The sequence below is a fragment of the Nonomuraea corallina genome (genome assembly GCF_027620315.1).
In the GTDB taxonomy this organism is placed as follows: Bacteria; Actinomycetota; Actinomycetes; order Streptosporangiales; family Streptosporangiaceae; genus Nonomuraea; species Nonomuraea corallina.
Map to the genome: position 1 here is coordinate 23533 of NZ_JAPNNL010000046.1, position 17291 is coordinate 40823.

At 71.2% G+C, this 17291-nt stretch carries 16 protein-coding genes; 6 read left to right on the top strand and 10 right to left on the bottom strand.

Annotated features, from left to right (window positions below):
• Nucleotides 1-208 precede the first annotated feature (208 nt).
• The 4 genes from OUY22_RS14330 (at nucleotide 209) to OUY22_RS14345 (ending at nucleotide 3684) form a co-directional block, all read left to right on the top strand.
• Complete coding sequence (locus OUY22_RS14330; protein WP_270155417.1) at nucleotides 209-487, top strand: hypothetical protein; 279 nt, start codon at nucleotides 209-211, stop codon at nucleotides 485-487.
• A 300-nt stretch (nucleotides 488-787) separates the two neighbouring features.
• Nucleotides 788-1771, top strand: a complete 984-nt coding sequence (locus OUY22_RS14335; RefSeq protein ID WP_270155418.1) for a mechanosensitive ion channel family protein — start codon at nucleotides 788-790, stop codon at nucleotides 1769-1771.
• Between the two features lie 9 nt (nucleotides 1772-1780).
• The gene (locus tag OUY22_RS14340) at nucleotides 1781-2161 is read left to right on the top strand and encodes a globin (protein WP_270155419.1); all 381 of its coding nucleotides are present in this window, start codon (nucleotides 1781-1783) and stop codon (nucleotides 2159-2161) included.
• A gap of 17 nt (nucleotides 2162-2178) precedes the next feature.
• Nucleotides 2179-3684: a glycoside hydrolase family 13 protein gene (locus OUY22_RS14345; RefSeq protein WP_270155420.1), complete on the top strand. Its 1506-nt coding sequence runs from the start codon at nucleotides 2179-2181 to the stop codon at nucleotides 3682-3684.
• Here OUY22_RS14345 and OUY22_RS14350 read toward each other — a convergent pair.
• Entirely contained in the window at nucleotides 3681-4859 is a 1179-nt protein-coding gene (locus OUY22_RS14350; protein ID WP_270155421.1) for an MFS transporter, read from the bottom strand. The genes OUY22_RS14345 and OUY22_RS14350 overlap by 4 nt on opposite strands.
• Nucleotides 4856-5230: an acyl-CoA thioesterase gene (locus OUY22_RS14355; protein WP_408638160.1), complete on the bottom strand. Its 375-nt coding sequence runs from the start codon at nucleotides 5228-5230 to the stop codon at nucleotides 4856-4858. Before OUY22_RS14355 ends, OUY22_RS14350 begins: the two co-directional genes overlap by 4 nt.
• A gap of 152 nt (nucleotides 5231-5382) precedes the next feature.
• Between OUY22_RS14355 and OUY22_RS14360 the strand changes: the two genes are divergently transcribed.
• Complete coding sequence (locus tag OUY22_RS14360) at nucleotides 5383-6084, top strand: SDR family oxidoreductase (protein WP_270155423.1); 702 nt, start codon at nucleotides 5383-5385, stop codon at nucleotides 6082-6084.
• Here the strand turns inward: OUY22_RS14360 and OUY22_RS14365 are convergent.
• Complete coding sequence (locus OUY22_RS14365) at nucleotides 6071-6673, bottom strand: TetR/AcrR family transcriptional regulator (protein ID WP_270155424.1); 603 nt, start codon at nucleotides 6671-6673, stop codon at nucleotides 6071-6073. The genes OUY22_RS14360 and OUY22_RS14365 overlap by 14 nt on opposite strands.
• Nucleotides 6674-6776: 103 nt before the next feature.
• Here OUY22_RS14365 and OUY22_RS14370 point away from each other — a divergent pair, with 103 nt between their 5' ends.
• Nucleotides 6777-7931, top strand: coding sequence for an acyl-CoA dehydrogenase family protein (locus OUY22_RS14370; protein WP_270155425.1), 1155 nt, complete (start codon nucleotides 6777-6779; stop codon nucleotides 7929-7931).
• An 80-nt stretch (nucleotides 7932-8011) separates the two neighbouring features.
• Here OUY22_RS14370 and OUY22_RS14375 read toward each other — a convergent pair whose 3' ends face one another.
• From OUY22_RS14375 to cobA, 7 genes are all read right to left on the bottom strand, one after another.
• Entirely contained in the window at nucleotides 8012-8521 is a 510-nt protein-coding gene (locus tag OUY22_RS14375) for a VOC family protein (protein ID WP_270155427.1), read from the bottom strand.
• Nucleotides 8522-8672: 151 nt separating this feature from the next.
• On the bottom strand, nucleotides 8673-10337 hold the full coding sequence (gene ettA, locus OUY22_RS14380) for an energy-dependent translational throttle protein EttA (RefSeq protein ID WP_270155428.1): 1665 nt from the start codon (nucleotides 10335-10337) through the stop codon (nucleotides 8673-8675).
• Nucleotides 10338-10402: 65 nt separating this feature from the next.
• The gene (locus OUY22_RS14385; protein ID WP_270155429.1) at nucleotides 10403-11689 is read right to left on the bottom strand and encodes a sensor domain-containing diguanylate cyclase; all 1287 of its coding nucleotides are present in this window, start codon (nucleotides 11687-11689) and stop codon (nucleotides 10403-10405) included.
• 248 nt (nucleotides 11690-11937) lie between these two features.
• Nucleotides 11938-12504, bottom strand: a complete 567-nt coding sequence (locus OUY22_RS14390; RefSeq protein ID WP_270155430.1) for a single-stranded DNA-binding protein — start codon at nucleotides 12502-12504, stop codon at nucleotides 11938-11940.
• 203 nt (nucleotides 12505-12707) lie between these two features.
• Nucleotides 12708-14333 carry an ABC transporter gene (locus tag OUY22_RS14395; protein ID WP_270155431.1) on the bottom strand — a complete coding sequence of 542 codons (1626 nt, stop codon included), beginning with the start codon at nucleotides 14331-14333 and terminating at the stop codon, nucleotides 12708-12710.
• Nucleotides 14330-16411, bottom strand: a complete 2082-nt coding sequence (locus OUY22_RS14400) for a GTPase (RefSeq protein WP_270155432.1) — start codon at nucleotides 16409-16411, stop codon at nucleotides 14330-14332. Before OUY22_RS14400 ends, OUY22_RS14395 begins: the two co-directional genes overlap by 4 nt.
• A partial coding sequence (gene cobA / locus OUY22_RS14405) for a uroporphyrinogen-III C-methyltransferase (RefSeq protein ID WP_270155433.1) occupies nucleotides 16408-17291 on the bottom strand: 884 nt, incomplete at its 5' end. The genes OUY22_RS14400 and cobA, both read right to left, overlap by 4 nt.

The window sequence follows — 17291 nt, forward strand, 5'->3', positions numbered from 1 at the left end:
CAGTCCGCCTAGATGCGACTATGGCGCAAGGTTGACACCTTGAAAACGCCTTCCCGAAAGTAACGGATAAGAATCATCCCCCCACGGACTGTTTCTTCCATTCCCGGAGGGAGAAGGCGACTCCCTGTGACCGGTTGTGCGCGTTGCGCCGACAGCCGACATGAGTCATCTTGGGCCCACCAGCAACGATTCGAGGGAGGACTGAAAGGTGGGGGACGACAACTTCGGGCATCTTGAGCGCCTGGTGTCGGAGCTCGACGCCCGCGGGTTGCTCGCACGAGTGGTACGGGCGCAGAGCGGCAGGCTCTTCGTCCGGGTGATCAATCCGAACGCGACCAGCCTGTCCGAGAGCGTCACCTGTCGCCCGGGGACCGACCTGCCGGACTGGTGGTACTGCTGGTCCTGGGGCGAGCGGCTGCACACGGCCGACGACCCGGCCGGCGCCGCGACCAAGGTCGCCCGGGTGCTCGCCGCGGTGGGAGAGTGATCAGGCGCGCGGCCGTCCCACCGCCCTCCATCACGGAGAGTGACGACCGATAGCTTTTCTCCGGTCTTCCTGAAAAACCGATCCCCCTCCCCCTCGAACGGCACGGGCCATGCTTCCGGGTGCGTGGCCCGTCCGAGCCGCACGTCATCGGAGCGTCAGGTTCCTCCCTCCGCGGCCCAGGGCCTGACGACCCCGTCTTCCCCGGCGTGATGTGACGGCGGCCGGTTCGACCGGCGGTAGATTCTGGGTCGTATGCGACCCGTGCCGCCGGTCGAACCGCTTTTCGGAGGAGGATCTTTCGTGTCTTCGCTGTCCCCGCCATCCCCCGAGCCGACGACGTCCATGGTCCCGGACCTCGATGAGATGAGCACCAAGATGGCGGAGATCTGCGAAGGGGACGCGCTCCTCTGCTCCGTGCTGGCCGACTGGATGGACAACGCCACCTGGGCCCCGCTCGTGGCGAGCGCGATCACCATCCTGCTGATCGTGATCCTCGGCTTCCTGGTCCGCAACATCGCCAACCGCCTCATCACGCGGGTCGTCAGCCGCGCCGCGACCCGCCCGGTGGGCCGCTTCCGCAAGGGCGCGACCACGGCCGGCGTGGACGCCCTGCTGCACGAGCGGCGCAAGCAGCGGGCCGAGACCATGGGGTCGGTGCTCAAGCACGTGGCCACCATCGTCATCCTCGGCACGACCGTGCTGACCGTGCTGGACCGGCTGACCATCCCCATCGCGCCGCTGCTCACCAGCGTCGGCATCCTCGGCGTGGCCATCGGCTTCGGCGCCCAGGAGCTCGTCAAGGACTTCATCGCGGGCATGTTCATGCTGCTGGAGGACCAGTACGGGGTGGGCGACGTGATCGACGCGGGCGCCGCCGTCGGCACCGTCGAGGCGGTCACCCTGCGCGTCACCCGGCTGCGCGACGAGGACGGCCGGGTCTGGTACGTCCGCAACGGCACCATCACCCGCGTCGGCAACGAGTCGCAGGGCTGGTCGCGCGCCTACATGGACGTGCCCGTCGCCTACGACAGCGACATCACCACCGTGCGGGTGCTGCTGGAGCACCTCGCCGAGGAGATGTGGGCCGACACCGAGCTGCGCGAGAAGGCGATCGTGGAGCAGCCGCAGGTGTTCGGCGTGGAGCAGCTCTCCGACAGCCGCCTGGTCTTCCGCGTGTCGGTCAAGACGCTGCCCGCCAAGCAGGGCGAGGTGGCGCGGGAGCTACGGCTGCGGATCAAGTCCGCGCTCGACTCCGCGGGCATTCCCATGGTCGCCGCCGCATAGGCTGGAGCCGTGACTGAAACCTCCTTCTATGAGGCCGTCGGGGGCGAGGAGACGTTCCGCCGGCTCGTGCGCCGTTTCTACGAAGGGGTGGCGGACGACCCGCTGCTGCGCCCGATGTACCCCGACGCGGACCTGGAGGGCGCGGAGGAGCGGCTGCGCAAGTTCCTGGTCCAGTACTGGGGCGGCCCCACCACCTACAGCCAGGAGCGCGGACACCCCAGGCTGCGGATGCGGCACGTGCCGTTCGTGATCGGTCAGCAGGAGCGCGACGCCTGGCTCAGGCACATGCGCGACGCGGTCGACGATCTCGGCCTGAGCGAGGAGCAGGAAACCCGGCTCTGGACCTACCTCGTGAACGCCGCCCACAGCCTGGTGAACTCTCCTACATAGCGGGCATGACACGCCACATGGATATCCCCTGGTGGCGTGATGCCGTCGTCTACGAGATCTACGTCCGCAGCTTCGCCGACGCCTCAGGAGACGGCGTCGGCGATCTCTCCGGGGTACGCGAGCGCCTGCCCTACCTCAAGGACCTGGGGGTCGACGCCGTCTGGCTGACCCCCTTCTACCCCTCCCCCATGGCCGACGGCGGTTACGACGTGGCCGACTACCGCGACGTCGACCCGCTGTTCGGCACCCTGGCCGACTTCGACGCGCTGGTGGCCGACGCGCACGCCCTCGGGCTGCGGGTGCTGGTGGACCTCGTGCCCAACCACAGCTCGTCGGAGCACCCGTGGTTCCAGGCCGCGCTGCGCGGCGAGGGCCGCGACCGCTACGTCTTCCGCGACCGGCCCAACAACTGGCAGTCCACGTTCAGCGGCCCGGCCTGGACCCAGCTCGACGACGGTTCCTGGTATCTGCACCTGTTCGCCCCCGAACAGCCGGACTTCAACTGGCGCAATCCCGAGGTCCGCGAGGAGTTCCTCGACATCCTGCGGTTCTGGCTCGACAAGGGGGTGGACGGGTTCCGCATCGACGTGGCGATGGGGCTGTTCAAGGCGGAGGGGCTGCCGGACGTCGGCGACCAGTCGTTCTCCTCCCGCTCGCCGGTGTGGGGCCAGCCGGAGGTGCACGACGTCTACCGCGACTGGCGGGCGCTGCTCGACGCCTACCCGGGCGAGCGGATGGCGGTGGGCGAGGTGTGGACCGACACGCTGGAGGACCTGGCGCTGTACGTGCGTCCTGACGAGCTGCACCAGAGCTTCAACTTCGCCTGGCTGCAGGCTCCCTGGTCGGCCGCGGCGTTCCGCAAGGTGATCGACGACACGACGGCGACGGTCCCGTTCGCGACCTGGGTGCTGTCCAACCACGATGTGGTACGCCACCGCACCCGTTACGGCACGGCCGACCCCGGCACCGGCATGGCGCGGGCCAAGGCCGCCCTGCTGGCGACACTGGCCCTGCCGGGGTCGGCATATCTCTACCAAGGGGAGGAACTCGGACTCCCGGAGGTGGAGAATCTTCCCCCGGAGGCGCGGCAGGACCCGGTGTTCAAGCGCTCGGCGGGCAAGCTGCCCGGCCGTGACGGCTGCCGGGTGCCGATCCCGTGGTCGGCCCGGGGCGACTCGTACGGGTTCTCGCCCGAGGGTGTCAAGCCGTGGCTGCCGCAGCCGGAGGAGTTCGCCGAGCTGAGCGTGGCCCGGCAGACCGGCGACCCCGGCTCGACCCTGGAGTTCTACCGGAGCGCGCTGGCCTGCCGGCGGGAGCTGGGGCGGACCGTCCCGTACGAGCTGGAGTGGCTGGAGTCGCCCGAGGACGTGCTGACGTTCGCGCGCGGCTCGCTGGTCTGCGTGCTCAACTGCGGGACCGAGGCGGTGCCGCTGCCTCCGCACCGGAGCGTGCTGCTGTCCAGCGGCCCGGTCGGCGGGGCTCTGCCGCCCGACACTGCTGTCTGGCTGGAGCGCGAGGTCTAGGGGGAGCGGGTGGCGCGCTCGTGGCGGACCGGGATGACCGGGATCGAGATCAGCGTGCAGGCCAGCGCCACCGCGAAGGCGACCCAGTAGCCGGCCTGGGTGATCAGCATCCCGGCCAGGGGCACCACGGCCAGGGCGACCACGTTCTGCGCCGTGTTGTGCGCGCCGAGCACCCGGCCGGCCGCCGCCGGGCCCGCCAGTTCGCCCGCCGCGAGGTAGGCCAGCCCGTTCCCGGCCACGCTGACCACCGCGGCCAGCGCCAGCATGACCACGCCCAGCCAGGATCGCCCGTACGTGCCGAGCACGAGCAGGGCGAGGGCGGCGAGCGTGGTGAGGGTGAGCAGGCGCAGCGGCGCCATCCGCAGCCCGGTCAGGTCGGACCAGCGGCCCGCCGCGACCCGCGTGACGGCCCCGGCGACGGCCGCTGCCGCGAACAGCCGCCCGGCCGCCACGCCGTCCCACCCGTACACCTCGACCAGGCAGACGACCCCGTACGTGCCGACGATGATCTGCGGCACGACGTGCAGCGCGCTCGTGGCGTGCACGCGCCAGAGCGCGGGCTGCCGGTACGGGGAGCCGGCGGGCGTCCTGGCGGAGCCGCCGGCGTGCGGCGGCTCCGCCAGGAACGCGGCCGCCAGCACGGCGGCCAGCAGGCACACGCCCGAGCAGACCAGCATGACCCCGGAGATGCCGTACGCCCGCGCCACGGGCGGCAGGGTGAAACCGGCCACGGCGATGCCGAGCGTGTAGGAGATCTGCCGCACCCCCATGGCCACGCCGCGTTCGGGCGGCTCGAACCAGCGCAGCACGATCCGGCCGCCGCCGACCAGCGCGGCGCAGCCCGCCGCCCCGGCCAGCGCGAGCAGCGCCACCACCGCCCAGGCCCGCTCGGCGACTGCCGCGGCGGCGAACAGCAGGGCGGCGCTCCCGACGCCGAGGCCGAGCACCAGCCGCTCGCCGTAGCGGTCGGCCAGCGCGCCCCAGGCGACCAGCGCGAACAGGATGCCGATGCCGGGGGCGTTGGCGATGACCCCGGCCACCGGCAGGGAGACGGCGAAGTGGCGCTGCACGTCGGGGATCACCAGGGGCAGCCCGGACAGGCCGAGGGTGACGCCGGCGTGCGCGTTGACCCCGAGCGCCAGCATGAACCAGCGCCTGCGGTGCGGGGCGGTCACGCGAAGCGCTTGAGGTATGCCATCTCGTCCTCGGTGAGCCGGCGCGGCGCCGCCCGCTCGGCGTCGTAGGCCACCATCGTCGACAGGGCCGTGACGTACACCTCGTCGTCGTCGCGGATCTCGTAGCGCAGGGTGAAACGCACCCGGCCGAGCTCGGTCACCCAGGTCTCGACCCGGACCGGCTCGGCGCGGAAGCCGAGCGGCCGCCGGTAGTCGATCTCGTGGCGGGCCACGACCAGCCCTTTGAAGGGGGGATCGCCCGCTTTGTAGGGATCGACGTGCAGCATGCCCCAGCGGGCGTCCTCCAGGTAGTCGAGGAAGCGGACATTGTTCACGTGTCCTTGCGAGTCGATGTCCGCGAATCGCACCATGCGGGGGAAGACGTGCCGTTGCGCCAGGGGATGTTCAACCACGAAGGCAACGGTACCGGTTGGCCTTCCGCGGCCTGAGGGGCCCTACCATTTCTAGATTTGGTTACTAGAATTCAGTTCGTCATCCGTAAGGCCGAGGATCGAGGTGTCGGATGAGCGGGATCGCCGAGGGGCGCGTGGTGGTCGTCACGGGCGCGGCCAGGGGCATCGGCCGGGGGCACGCGCTGGAGTTCGCCCGCCAGGGCGCCAAGGTGGTGGTCAACGACCTGGGCGCGGAGGTCGACGGGACCGGCTCCTCGGGGGCGGCGGTCATCCGGGTGCACCTGCGCGGCACGTTCGCCCCGCTGCGCCACGCCGCCGCCTACTGGCGCGAACAGGCCAAGGCCGGCGCGCCCGTCGACGCCCGGGTCATCAACACCACCTCGTCCTCCGGCATCTACGGCAACCCCGGCCAGGGGAACTACGGCGCGGCCAAGGCCGGCATCGCGGGCCTGACCGTCATCGCCGCCAGGGAGCTGGAGCGCTACGGCGTCACGGTCAACGCCATCGCGCCGACCGCGCTGACCCGGATGACCGACGGCCTCATCCCGGGCGACGCCGACGCGGACCCGGGCGACGTGGCCCCGCTCGTGGTCTGGCTGGGCAGCGCGCAGTCGCGCGGCATCACCGGCCGGGTGTTCAACGTGCGGGCCGGGCGGATCAGCGTGGCCGAGGGCTGGCACGCCGGCCCCGGGGTGGACAAGGGCGCCCGATGGGACCCGGCGGAGCTGGGCGAGGTAATCCCCGCGCTGGTCGGCAAGGCCGCGCCGAACGCGCTGACCAACGGCGAGATCCCCGGGGTCACCGGATCGTGAGCGGGTCGAGGCGGCGGATCAGCGTCATCGCCGCCTCGGCCACCTCGCGCGCGTCCTCCTCGGAGTCGCTGGTGGCGACCTCGCGGGCGGCCTCGCCGATGATGCTGGTCAGCACCGTCACGGTGAACCGGTCGAGCGGGTCGCCGCCGGACCCGAGCAGCACGGCGTTCTGCCGTACCCATTCGCGGTTGCGCGTGCGGCGGATCAGCTCGAAGCCGGGCGGCCCGTCCCCCTCGATGAACAGCCGGACCAGGTCGCGCCGCTCCCACGCGCCCTCGAGGTAGGCGCGGGCGCCGGCGATGAGCAGCTCGACGGGGTCGGTGACGCCCTCCTGCTTGGCGCGCGCCACGCTGGCGCTCGCGGCCTGCTCGTGAGCCGCCTGGTGGTCCTCGTAGAGGGCCAGGAACAGCTCGGTCTTGCCGCCGAAGTGGTGGTAGAGGCTGCCCACGCTGGAGCGGGCGCGGGCGACGACCTCGGAGACGTTGGCCTCGGCGAAGCCGTGCTCGCCGAACACCTCTCGCGCCGCCTGGAGCATGCTCTTGCGGGTCTGCGCCGTGCGGCTCCACTCCCACGAGGTCTTCCGTGCCATGGAGATATCTTATGGCCGATGGATTCTAGAATCGAATTCTTGACACCCGCCACGCCAGAGCCGAATCTTGTCCTAGAGGTTTGTTCTAGGAAATGAGGCGGCCGTGGACTTCTCGCTCAGCGCCGAGGAACGGCAGATCAGGGACACCGTCCGCGCCTTCGTGGAGCGAGAGGTCATGCCGTTGGAGCCGGACGTGCTGCGCAACGAACGCGCCGGCCGCCCCGCGCTCGACCCCGACGTCCACCAGGAACTGCGCGACAAGGCACGCAAGACAGGCCTCTGGGGCATCAACACCCCCGAGGAGTACGGCGGCGCCGCGCTCGGGCCGATCATGTCCGCGATCATCGCCATGGAGCTGGGCCGCACGTTCGTGCCGTTCACCTTCGGCGGCACCGCCGACAACATCCTGTACGCGGGCACCGAGGAGCAGAAGCGCCGCTACCTGATCCCCACCATCGAGGGCGAGCGCCGCTCCTGCTTCGCCATCACCGAGCCGGGAGCGGGCTCCGACGCCCGCAACATCCGCGCCAGAGCCGTACGCGACGGCGCCGAATGGGTCATCAACGGGGAGAAGACGTTCATCACCGGCGGCAACGAGGCCGACTTCGTCATGGTGTTCGCCGTCACCGAGCCGTACGGGGTCACCTGCTTCCTCGTCGACCGCGAGATGGGCTGGACGTCCGAGCCCATCCCCACCATGGGCGAGTGGGGGCCCGCGTCGCTGGTGTTCCAGGACGTCCGGGTGCCGGAGGAGAACATCCTGGGCGAGCCGGGCAAGGGCTTCGACCTGGCCATGCAGTGGATCGGTCAGGGCCGCTACATGATCCCCGCCAGGGCCATCGGCTCGGCCGAGCGGATGCTGGGCATGGCCGTCGAGTACGCCAAGATCCGCAAGTCCATGGGCCAGGCGATCGCCGGGTACCAGGCCATCCAGTGGATGATCGCCGACTCGCAGGTGGAGATCGAGGCGGCCAAGTGGCTCACCCTCTACGCGGCCTGGCGCGTCCAGGAGGGCATGGACGCCCGGCACGCCGCCTCGATCGCCAAACTGAACGGCGCCGTCATGGCCAACCAGGTCGTCGACCGGGTGCTGCAGATCCACGGCGGCATGGGCTACACCAAGGAGCTGCCGATCGAGCGGTGGTACCGCGAGCTGCGACTGCTGCGGATCTTCGAGGGCACGGACGAGATCCAGCGCCGCACGATCGCGCGCAACCTCATCAAGGGCCACGCCCGGCTGGGCACGATCGGGGAATGACGTCCGCCGCGCCGATGGCCGATCCCGGGCGAGCGGGTCCGGCCCGCGCGCGGACGCGGGGCCGGGAGGGCTGACCTCGCTCAGGGGCTCGGGACGCCGTTGCCGTTTCTGCCGTTCCCGGCCAGCACCTCCTCCAGCGTCGCCCTCGGCCCGTCCGGGCGGGGGCCGACCTGGGCCAGCTGGATGAGCACCCCGTGCGCCTCCTTGGGGTGCAGGAACACCTCCCGCCATCGAGGTTCGGAAAGGTTCAGCCCGTGCAGCCGGTAACCACGCTCGGTCAGCCGTGCCACGGCGGCGTCGATGTCGCTCACGTGGAAGTTGAGGTGGTGCACGCCGCCCCGGCCCCGCGTCAGCTCGAAGAAGCTGTCGAAGAACGTCGACCCGGCCAGCGGCTCCATCAGCTCGATCTTGCTGCCGTTGGCATAGACGAGCTGCAGGGTCCGGTATCCGGCCGTCCGGTTGTCCCCGCCTCCCCCGAGATGCCGCCCGCGGAGCAGATCGTGGTAGATCGGCAGCAGGTCCCTGATGCGCGGCGCGGCCACGGCCGTGTGGTCGAAGGCCACCTCGATGCCGTCCAGTTCGAGCTCCACCCGGACTCCTTCCCCTGATGAAATCTAGAATCAGATTCTAGACATTCCGCTCCGTCTCTCGCACCCCCGCGCCGCCCACGGGCCAGAACGCCGAATCCCGCACGGAGACACTCTCCGTGCGGGATTCGCCTGGCCGTGAGGACCCGGCGGGTCAGTCGCGGTGCAGCTTCCGGTAGGTCACCCGGTGCGGCCGGGCCGCGTCGGCGCCCAGCCGGTCGATCTTGTTCTTCTCGTAGTCGGCGAAGTTGCCCTCGAACCAGAACCAGTTGGACCCTTCCTCCCACGCCAGGATGTGCGTGGCGATCCGGTCGAGGAACCACCGGTCGTGGGAGGTGATGACGGCGCAGCCCGGGAAGTCGAGCAGCGCGCTCTCCAGCGAGGACAGCGTCTCGGTGTCGAGGTCGTTGGTGGGCTCGTCGAGCAGCAGCACGTTGCCGCCCTGCTTGAGGGTGAGCGCCAGGTTGAGCCGGTTGCGCTCGCCGCCGGACAGCACACCCGCCTTCTTCTGCTGGTCGGGCCCCTTGAACCCGAACGCGGCGATGTAGGCGCGCGACGGCATCTCGACGGCGCCGACCTTGATGTGGTCGAGCCCGTCGGAGACGACCTCCCACACGTTCTTGCCCGGGTCGATGCCGCCCCGGCTCTGGTCCGCGTACGAGATCTTGACGGTGTCGCCGACGGTGATGGAGCCGCCGTCGGGCTGCTCGGCGCCCGTGATCATGCGGAACAGCGTGGTCTTGCCGACGCCGTTGGGGCCGATGACGCCGACGATGCCGTTACGCGGCAGGTCGAACGTGAGCTTCTCCATCAGCAGGCGGTCACCGAAGCCCTTGGTGAGATCCTCCGCCCTGATCACCGTGGTGCCGAGGCGCGGGCCCGGCGGGATCTGGATCTCGTCGAAGTCGAGCTTGCGGTGCTTGTCGGCCTCGGCCGCCATCTCCTCGTAGCGCTGGAGCCGGGCCTTGCTCTTGGTCTGGCGGGCCTTCGGGTTGGACCGGACCCACTCCAGCTCGTCCTCCAGGCGCTTCTTGCGCTTGACGTCCTTCTGGCCCTCGACCCTGAGCCGGGCCGCCTTGGCCTCCAGGTAGGTCGAGTAGTTTCCCTCGTAGGCGAAGGCACGGCCGCGGTCGAGCTCCAGGATCCAGCCCGCGACGTTGTCGAGGAAGTAGCGGTCGTGGGTGACGGCCAGGACGGTGCCGGCGTACTTCTCCAGGTGCTGCTCCAGCCACTGGACGCTCTCCGCGTCCAGGTGGTTGGTCGGCTCGTCGAGCAGCAGCAGGTCGGGCGCCTCCAGCAGCAGCTTGCACAGCGCCACGCGGCGGCGCTCACCACCGGACAAGGAGGTCACGTCGGCGTCGGGCGGCGGACAGCGCAGCGCGTCCATCGCCTGCTCCAGCTGGCTGTCGAGATCCCACGCGTTACGGTGCTCCAGCTGCTCCTGCAGCCTGCCCATCTCGTCGAGCAACTCGTCGCTGTAGTCGGTGGCCATCTGCTCGGCGATCTCGTTGTAACGCTGGAGCATCGCCATCGTCTCGGCGACGCCCTCCTGGACGTTGCCGAGCACCGTCTTCTCCTCGTTGAGAGGAGGCTCCTGCTGGAGCATGCCCACGGAGAAGCCCGGCATCAGCCGCGCCTCGCCGTTGGACGGCTGCTCCAGGCCGGCCATCATCCGGAGCAGCGTCGACTTGCCCGTGCCGTTGGGCCCCAGGACACCGATCTTGGCCCCTGGCAGGAACGACAGGGTGACGTCGTCAAGGACAACCTTGTCGCCATGCGCCTTGCGCACGCGCTGCAACGTATAGATGTACTCCGGCATGCTATCTAGCTTAGGGGCTCCGGGCCCGAGCTTCCGCCGTCCGCGACTCCCGGCCTGACCGGGGATCAGCCTGCCGTGTCGTCCGGCAGGCGGGGCGGCGCCACCGGGAGGCAGACGCGGTTCCTCCCCAGCTCCTTGGCCCGGTAGAGGGCCAGGTCGGCGGCCGCGAGCAGCTCGATGAGGTCGTCGCCGTGGACCGCCATCAGCGCGACGCCCGCCGAGACGGTGACCGTGATGATCGCCTCGTCGGCGGGGACGGACATGCGCCCGATCCGGTGCCGCAGGCGTTCGGCGACCCGGCGGGCCTCGTGCAGATCGGTCCTCGGCAGCAGCACGACGAACTCCTCCCCGCCGAACCGGCCCACCAGGTCGTACTCGCGCAACTGGCTGCGCAGCAGCTCCGCCACGTTGACCAGCACCTGGTCGCCCGCCAGATGCCCGTAGGCGTCGTTGACCCGCTTGAAGTGGTCGATGTCGATGATCAGGAGCGCGAGCGTCTCCCCTGTCCGGCGCGCCCGCACGATCTCGGTGTCCGCCTCCCGCTGCCAGGCGGCGGCGTTGAGCAGACCGGTCTTCGCGTCGGTACGGGCCGCGGCCTGCAACTGGGCGTGCAGGAGGCTGCGCTGCAGCAGCACGACCGGGGGAAGGGCGAGCACGAGCAGGAGGGGATGCAGCGCGCACCCGACGGTCACCGTGACGCCCAGGCACGACTCGACCACGTCCAGCGTGACGCTCTCCCGGTCCCACAGCACCTCCCGCCAGCCGCCGTCGGGATTGGCGGTGTGGGCGGCGATCGCGATCAGCGTGGTGTTGATCAGCACGAACACCACGGCGGCCAGGACCGCCACCAGGACGGTGGTCGTGGTGTCGCTCTGGGTCAGCGGCCACGCCCGCGGCGCCAGCCAGTGGAACATCAACGACGCCACACACCCGGCCAGCCCGATCGCGGCCGCGCTGAACACCCGCCGGTGCAGCATCGCCGCCCGCACCCGCACCTGCAGCAAGGTCTGCAGCACGATCGGCGCGAGCAGCGCGTACATCGGAGGCAGCAGCAGCGCGACCGGCAGCCACCACGCCGACAGCAGGTCGCGGGACACCCCGGCGGGCATGCCGAGCCGCCTGGTGGCCTCGATGCAGATCGCGCCACAGCTCATCAGCGCCAGGAAGACCAGCGGCTCGTGCCAGCCCAAGGGGACCGCCAAGGCCGTGAGCACCATCGCGGCCAGGTCGATCACGACGATCACGCTGATGTAGGCGACCAGGGCCCGGCGTTGCCCGAGAAATGGCCACCGGGTGACCAGAGCGGACAGACCGTCACGTCGCTTTACCGAGTCGTGACTGGTCGCCGCCATCTGGACACCCCTCTCACTAACGATGTGTAACACACTAGTTGCGCAGTGTGCAGTACGCGATGGGAAACGATGGCTTCGCCGGAGAAACCCTCGAGGTCATGTGGTGTCTGGAGGAGACAGGGTTCGCTTCCGCGAGCAAGCCACCGCGACAAGCCGCCGTGAACAAGCCACCGCGAACAAAGCCGACGCGAAAGAAGGCCGGGTGATCGGGGCGGGACGCCGGGGGTGGCGTCCCGCCGCCGGGGCGGTCAGGCCGCCGCTCGTTCCTCCTGCGGCCACTCGGTGTCTTCGGATTCCTTCTCGTTGTCGTCGGCGCCGATGATCCGGACCGCCGCCTCGTCCGCCGGGACCTCCCTGACCACCATGCCCGGCCCCTTGCGGGCGCCCATCGCCCAGTCCTGGGTCTCCTCGTCGAGGCGGTCGCGCATCTCCCTGCTCACGGCGGACCCGCCGGCCCGCTCGGGCTTGACGAAGGTGCCGGTGCCCCAGCGCAGGTCGTGGCCCACGGCCGAGGCCTCGATCTCGGGCATGAAACGCCGGTCGCCCTCCGGACCGAACTCGCGGATGCGTAGTTTGCCCGACACCACCACCGGCTGGCCGACGTGGACGGACTGGGCGACGTTGTCGCCGAGGGTGCGCCAGCAGCGCACCGCGAAGCAGACCTTCTCGCCGTCGACCCACTGGCCGGACTTCCTGTCGAAGTAGCGATGGGCGGTGAGCACCCGAAGCGAGGTGACCTTGGAGCCGTCGTCGAAGGTGTATTCGCGCGGCTCCGCCGCGACGTTGCCGGTGAGCGTGATGTAGATGTCGTTCATCCGTTGCCTCCCCATGTGGCGGGCCGGGCGCCCGCGACCTGGGACTACGGTGCCGCCGGCGTCAGGCCCCGAAAGCCACCGAGCCGCGTTCTGGGGATGACGCCCCTGGCGGCGGCGCGACCTGTGGAACGCCGACTCGGCAGACGGCCGGCCGCGCCGAGCCGGCCACCTGGCAGCCGGCCTGGCACGGCCGGCCCGGGGGGTCAGCTCGACAGGCTCCGCAGGGCCGTGTAGAAGGCGTGATGGCGGGCGAGTTCGCGTTCGACCGGCTCGACCACCATCGTCTCGGCGATGCCCGCCACCCGCCGCCGCATCTCCCGTTCGAGCCGCTCCCGCTCCCGCGAGGCGCCCAGCTCGACGAAGTTGCGTGAGGCGATGCCCGACAGCGCTCCCAGCCCGAGGACGGAGACCGTCATCAGCGCCGCCCAGGGCAGCGCCGCCGTGTCGCCCATCAGTTCCAGCGCGGGCGGCAGCGCGCCCGGCACGAGCAGCCCCAAGGTGATCCAGAGCAGACCGAACCCGAACGCGGCGACCAGGGCGTACTGCCACACCTTGAGCAGCCGCCACCAGCCGGGCACCCGGTCGAGCTGGGGCGCGACCTCGGTGAGGTCCTTGGTGAGCGCGGAGGGCACCTTGCCCAGCTGGGACCGGGCCGCATGGTGGACCGCCGAGCGCCACACCGGATCCATGGCGCCCGACAGCCCTTCGGCCAGCGCCTGGACGGCGTTGGTGACCTCGGCCGCCTGCGCGCTCACCGTGCCGGTGGCGATCCCCTTGATCTCGTCGCTCACGTCCTCCAGGCGCAGTGCCCTGATCGGGTCGGGGCGGAGCCGGTCGATCCAGCGCGGATAAGGCCAGCCGACCCACCGGTTGGAGCGCTCGACGTAGATGTTCTCCATGGCCTCGCCCACGGCGGGCACGCCGACGGCGTCGCAGAGCGCGTCCACGAGTCCCATCTTGCGGGCCTCGTCGACGGCGGAGGGGACGGCGAGCGCCTCGCCGACCGGCATGGCGGCCGACATCCGCTGCTCCAGCTTGCGGAGGTCGGCCTCCAGCTTCTGGATGGCTGCCCGGCGGCGGGAGACGGCGGCCGCGATGACGCTCTTGAGGCTCTCGACGCCGCGCCCGGTGACGGCGGAGGTGGGGACGACCGTCGGGTGCTCGACGCCTTCGCGGCGCAGCAGGTCGTTGAGGTCGATGACCAGCTCGGCGAGTTCCTCGGGGGACAGCCGGTCGGCCTGGTTCAGCGCGAACACCGTGACCGCCTCGTGTCCCGCCAGCTCTGTGACGTAGCGGCGGTGCGTGGAGGCGTCGGCGTACTTCTGCGGGTCGAGCACCCACACCACCAGGTCGGCCAGCCCGATGAGCCGGTCGGCCTCGTTGTCGTTGAGCGCCCTGATCGAGTCGTGGTCGGGCAGGTCGAGCAGGATGAGCCCGTGCAACTGGCCCTCGCCCTTGTCCAGCGCGCTGGCGCGGGCGAACCGGTGGCGCCACTGGATCTGCAGCCAGTCCAGCAGCGGCGCCGCGCCTTCGAGCCCCCACACGCAGGCGTGGGTCCGGGCGGTGGTGGGGCGGCGCACGCCGGTCGGCGACAGTTCGAGCCCCGAGACGGCGTTGAACAGCGACGACTTGCCGCTGCCCGTGCCGCCCGCGAGGGCGACCACGGTGTGCTCCGACGACAGCTTGAGCCGGTCGCCGGCGCGCAGCAGCAGCGACTCGGCCTCGGCCATCAGCTTCGGGTCGAGCCGTCCGGGCCCGAGCTCCACGAGCTTGGACAGCGCGGTCAGCCGGGGGGCGAGCCCCGGCCTCTGTGGGGTGACGGTGGTCATCGTGCCACCTCGAGGTTGTACGTGGCCTGGTAGAGCCGCGTCGCGGCGGACTCGTCCGGGACCCCGGCCGAGTCGAGCGCTTGCACGTAACGCATGGACTCCTCGTCGAACAGCATGCCGATCCTGGCCCTCAGGTCGCTCAGCGCCTTGGCGCCGATGCCGCGCAGCGACTCCGCGCCCAGCAGCGCCTTGACCAGCCGGTGCGGCACTCCTTCGACGTTGCCGCCGCTGAACATGGCGACCATGAAGATCAGCGAGAGCGCGTCGGCGTCGAACGACACCAGCTTCGACACCGACCGCTTGGCCACGCCCTCGGTGCGGACCAGCTCGGTGACGTGTTCCTGCCAGGCCGCGACGGCGCGGCCGGTGTGCCGTACGAGGTCGTCGGACGGCCGTTCCAGCCCCTTGGCGAGCGCCGCTCCGGCCTCGGCGCGGTGCCGCCAGCGGGCGTTCACCTCTTCGGCCGCGCGGGTGGCGGCGGCCACGATCACCGATTCGAGGCCCGTCCGCAGCGCCGCGCGGAAGGCGATGATCCGCTCCGGCGTCTGCCTGCCGCTCCTGGCGCGCTTGCGCAGCTGGAGCGAGCGCATCAGGTCGCCGGAACCGGCGAAGTCCTGCCAGCGGGCGAGCACCTCGCCGTGGATGAGCGCGCCGCTCCTGAACGCCTTGTCGAGGTCGGTGAGCGCGGCAAGGTAGGCGGACTCCACGTCGCGGCGCAGGTCGCCGCGGAAGGCGATCTGCGTCTCCAGGTGCTTGGCCAGCGCCGGCACGCGGGTGCGGAAGCTGTCGAGCACGCCGTTGAGCGTCTCCCGTACCGCCTGCGCCCGGCGGGACTCGTCGACGGACAGCTCGGCGAGCCACAGCCGCAGGTCGGTCACCTCGCTGTCGGGCAGCCGCCCGTCGGCGACCTTCGACTCGCCGACGACGAACCGGTCGATCTCCCCCAGGCCGTACTCGGTGAGCATGCGGACGAAGTGCTTGAGCACCACGTCGCGCGCCCTGTCCTGGACGCGGGAGAGCACGATGGCGAGCCGGGCGCCGCGCTCCTTGGCCAGGCGCAGCAGGTTCCACGCGGGGGCGTCTGCGTAGCGGGCGGCGGTGGTGACGAAGATCCACAGGTCGGCGGCGTCGAGCATCCGGCGGGCGATCTCGTGGTGCTCCTCGACCACCGAGTCGATGTCGGGGGTGTCGAGCAGCGCCACGCCCTGGGGCAGCTTCTCCGTGGAGCTGATCACGATGGACCGTGGACCGGCGTCGGACCTGGCCTGGTCGAGCCGCCGCAGCCCGCCCAGCAGCTCGCCCTCGGCGAACCAGGGGCGGTCGTCCGGGTGGCAGACCAGCACGGGCACGCCGGTGGTCGGGCGCCGCACGCCGGTGCGTGAGACGTTCTTCTCGGCGAGGGAGTTGACCAGCGTCGACTTGCCCGCGCCGGTCGAACCGGCGACGACGATCAGGGCGGGCGCGGTGTTCATCCGCACCCGGGGCAGCACGTAGTCGTCGAGCTGGGCGAGCAGCTCGCCGCTCGCCTTGCGGGCCTCCTCTGCGCCCGGCAGGTCGAGCCCGAACCGCAGCGAGGCCACGCTCTCGCGCAGCGCCCCCAGCGCCGACGTCAGGGCCTCCACCACCTCGGGCGGCAGCTCCTCCTCGCGCTCGCGCGCCTCCCCGCCGTCGCGGGACTCCCCCTCCTCCGCCGAGGAACCCGCGCCTTCGGACGCGTCCTCCGCCTCGGAAGCCGCCTCCTCGGGCTCCGGCACGGCCTCCGACACGGCCTCCGCCTCGGGCTCGGATGGATCCTCACCCTCGGAATCCGACTCCGGCTCAAGCTCGGCTGCGGCCTCCGCCTCAGAGTCAGGTACGGAGTCCTCCTTGGCCGGCTGCGGCTCGCCGGACGCGGTGAGGTCGTCGGCCGGCTCTACCGCGTCGGGCCCCGGGTCGCGCTGCAGGTCGGGCCCGGCGTCGGGCTCCAGGTCGCGCTCCGGGTCGGGCGGGGAGCTCGGGGGGTCGTCGGTGATGGCGCGGAACCTCAGGGTCTGCTCCCCCGGCGACTCCCCGCGCCCGTCATCCATGGCGGTGTTCACGGCAGGCGCTCCGCTCGAACCATCTCGACCTCCTGGCCGACCTTGACGACGTCGCCGACGACGACGATCGCCGGTGGCCGTATCCCCGCCGCGGACACGCGGTCGGCCACGGTGGAAAGCGAAGCGGTGACCGCCCGCTGGGTCGGAAGGGTACCGTCCTGCACCACCATTACGGGAGTCTCCGGTGAACGTCCGTCTCTGATGAGGGTCTCGGCGACCGCCGCCAGCCTTTCGACGGCCATCATGAACACCAGCGTGCCGCCGGAACGCGCCAGGCCGGGCCAGTCGACGGTGGAGCGCGGGTCGCCGGGCGGGACGTGCACGGAGACGACGTGGAACTCCTGGCTCACCCCTCGGTGCGTGACGGGGACGCCCGCCGCGGCGGGCACCGAGACGGCGCTGGTGATGCCGGGGACGACCAGCACGGGGATGCCGGCCCGGGCGCAGGCGATCATCTCCTCGCCGCCCCGGCCGAACACGAACGGGTCGCCGCCCTTGAGCCGGACCACGAACCTGCCCGCTCTGGCGCGCTCCACGAGCAGCTCGTTGATCGCCTCCTGGGACAGGGACCGCCCGTAGGGGACCTTGGCGGCGTCGATCAGCTCGACGTCGGGGGCCAGCTCGTCGAGCAGAGCGCGGGGGGCTAGCCGGTCGGCGACGACCACGTCGGCCTGGGCGAGGAGCTGCCGGCCGCGTACGGTGATCAGCCCGGGGTCGCCGGGCCCGCCGCCGACGAGGGCGACGCCCACCGGCTTGGTGCGGTTGCGCCGGGCGTCGACGGTGCCGTCGCGCAGGGCGCCCACCACGGCGTCGCGGATCCCGGCCGCCCTGCGCGGGTCGCCGCCCGCGGTGACGGCCACGCTGATCTCGTCGACCCCGC

What these genes read in the sequence shown, in the direction of transcription:
- ettA (WP_270155428.1), bottom strand. Translation starts at nt 10,337, where the DNA reads ATGCCGGAGTACATCTATACGTTGCAGCGCGTGCGCAAGGCGCATGGC.
- OUY22_RS14355 (WP_408638160.1), bottom strand. Translation starts at nt 5,230, where the DNA reads ATGGTGCGATTCGCGGACATCGACTCGCAAGGACACGTGAACAATGTC.
- OUY22_RS14345 (WP_270155420.1), top strand. Translation starts at nt 2,179, where the DNA reads ATGGATATCCCCTGGTGGCGTGATGCCGTCGTCTACGAGATCTACGTC.
- OUY22_RS14365 (WP_270155424.1), bottom strand. Translation starts at nt 6,673, where the DNA reads ATGGCACGGAAGACCTCGTGGGAGTGGAGCCGCACGGCGCAGACCCGC.
- OUY22_RS14390 (WP_270155430.1), bottom strand. Translation starts at nt 12,504, where the DNA reads ATGAACGACATCTACATCACGCTCACCGGCAACGTCGCGGCGGAGCCG.
- OUY22_RS14395 (WP_270155431.1), bottom strand. Translation starts at nt 14,333, where the DNA reads ATGACCACCGTCACCCCACAGAGGCCGGGGCTCGCCCCCCGGCTGACC.
- OUY22_RS14385 (WP_270155429.1), bottom strand. Translation starts at nt 11,689, where the DNA reads ATGGCGGCGACCAGTCACGACTCGGTAAAGCGACGTGACGGTCTGTCC.
- OUY22_RS14360 (WP_270155423.1), top strand. Translation starts at nt 5,383, where the DNA reads ATGAGCGGGATCGCCGAGGGGCGCGTGGTGGTCGTCACGGGCGCGGCC.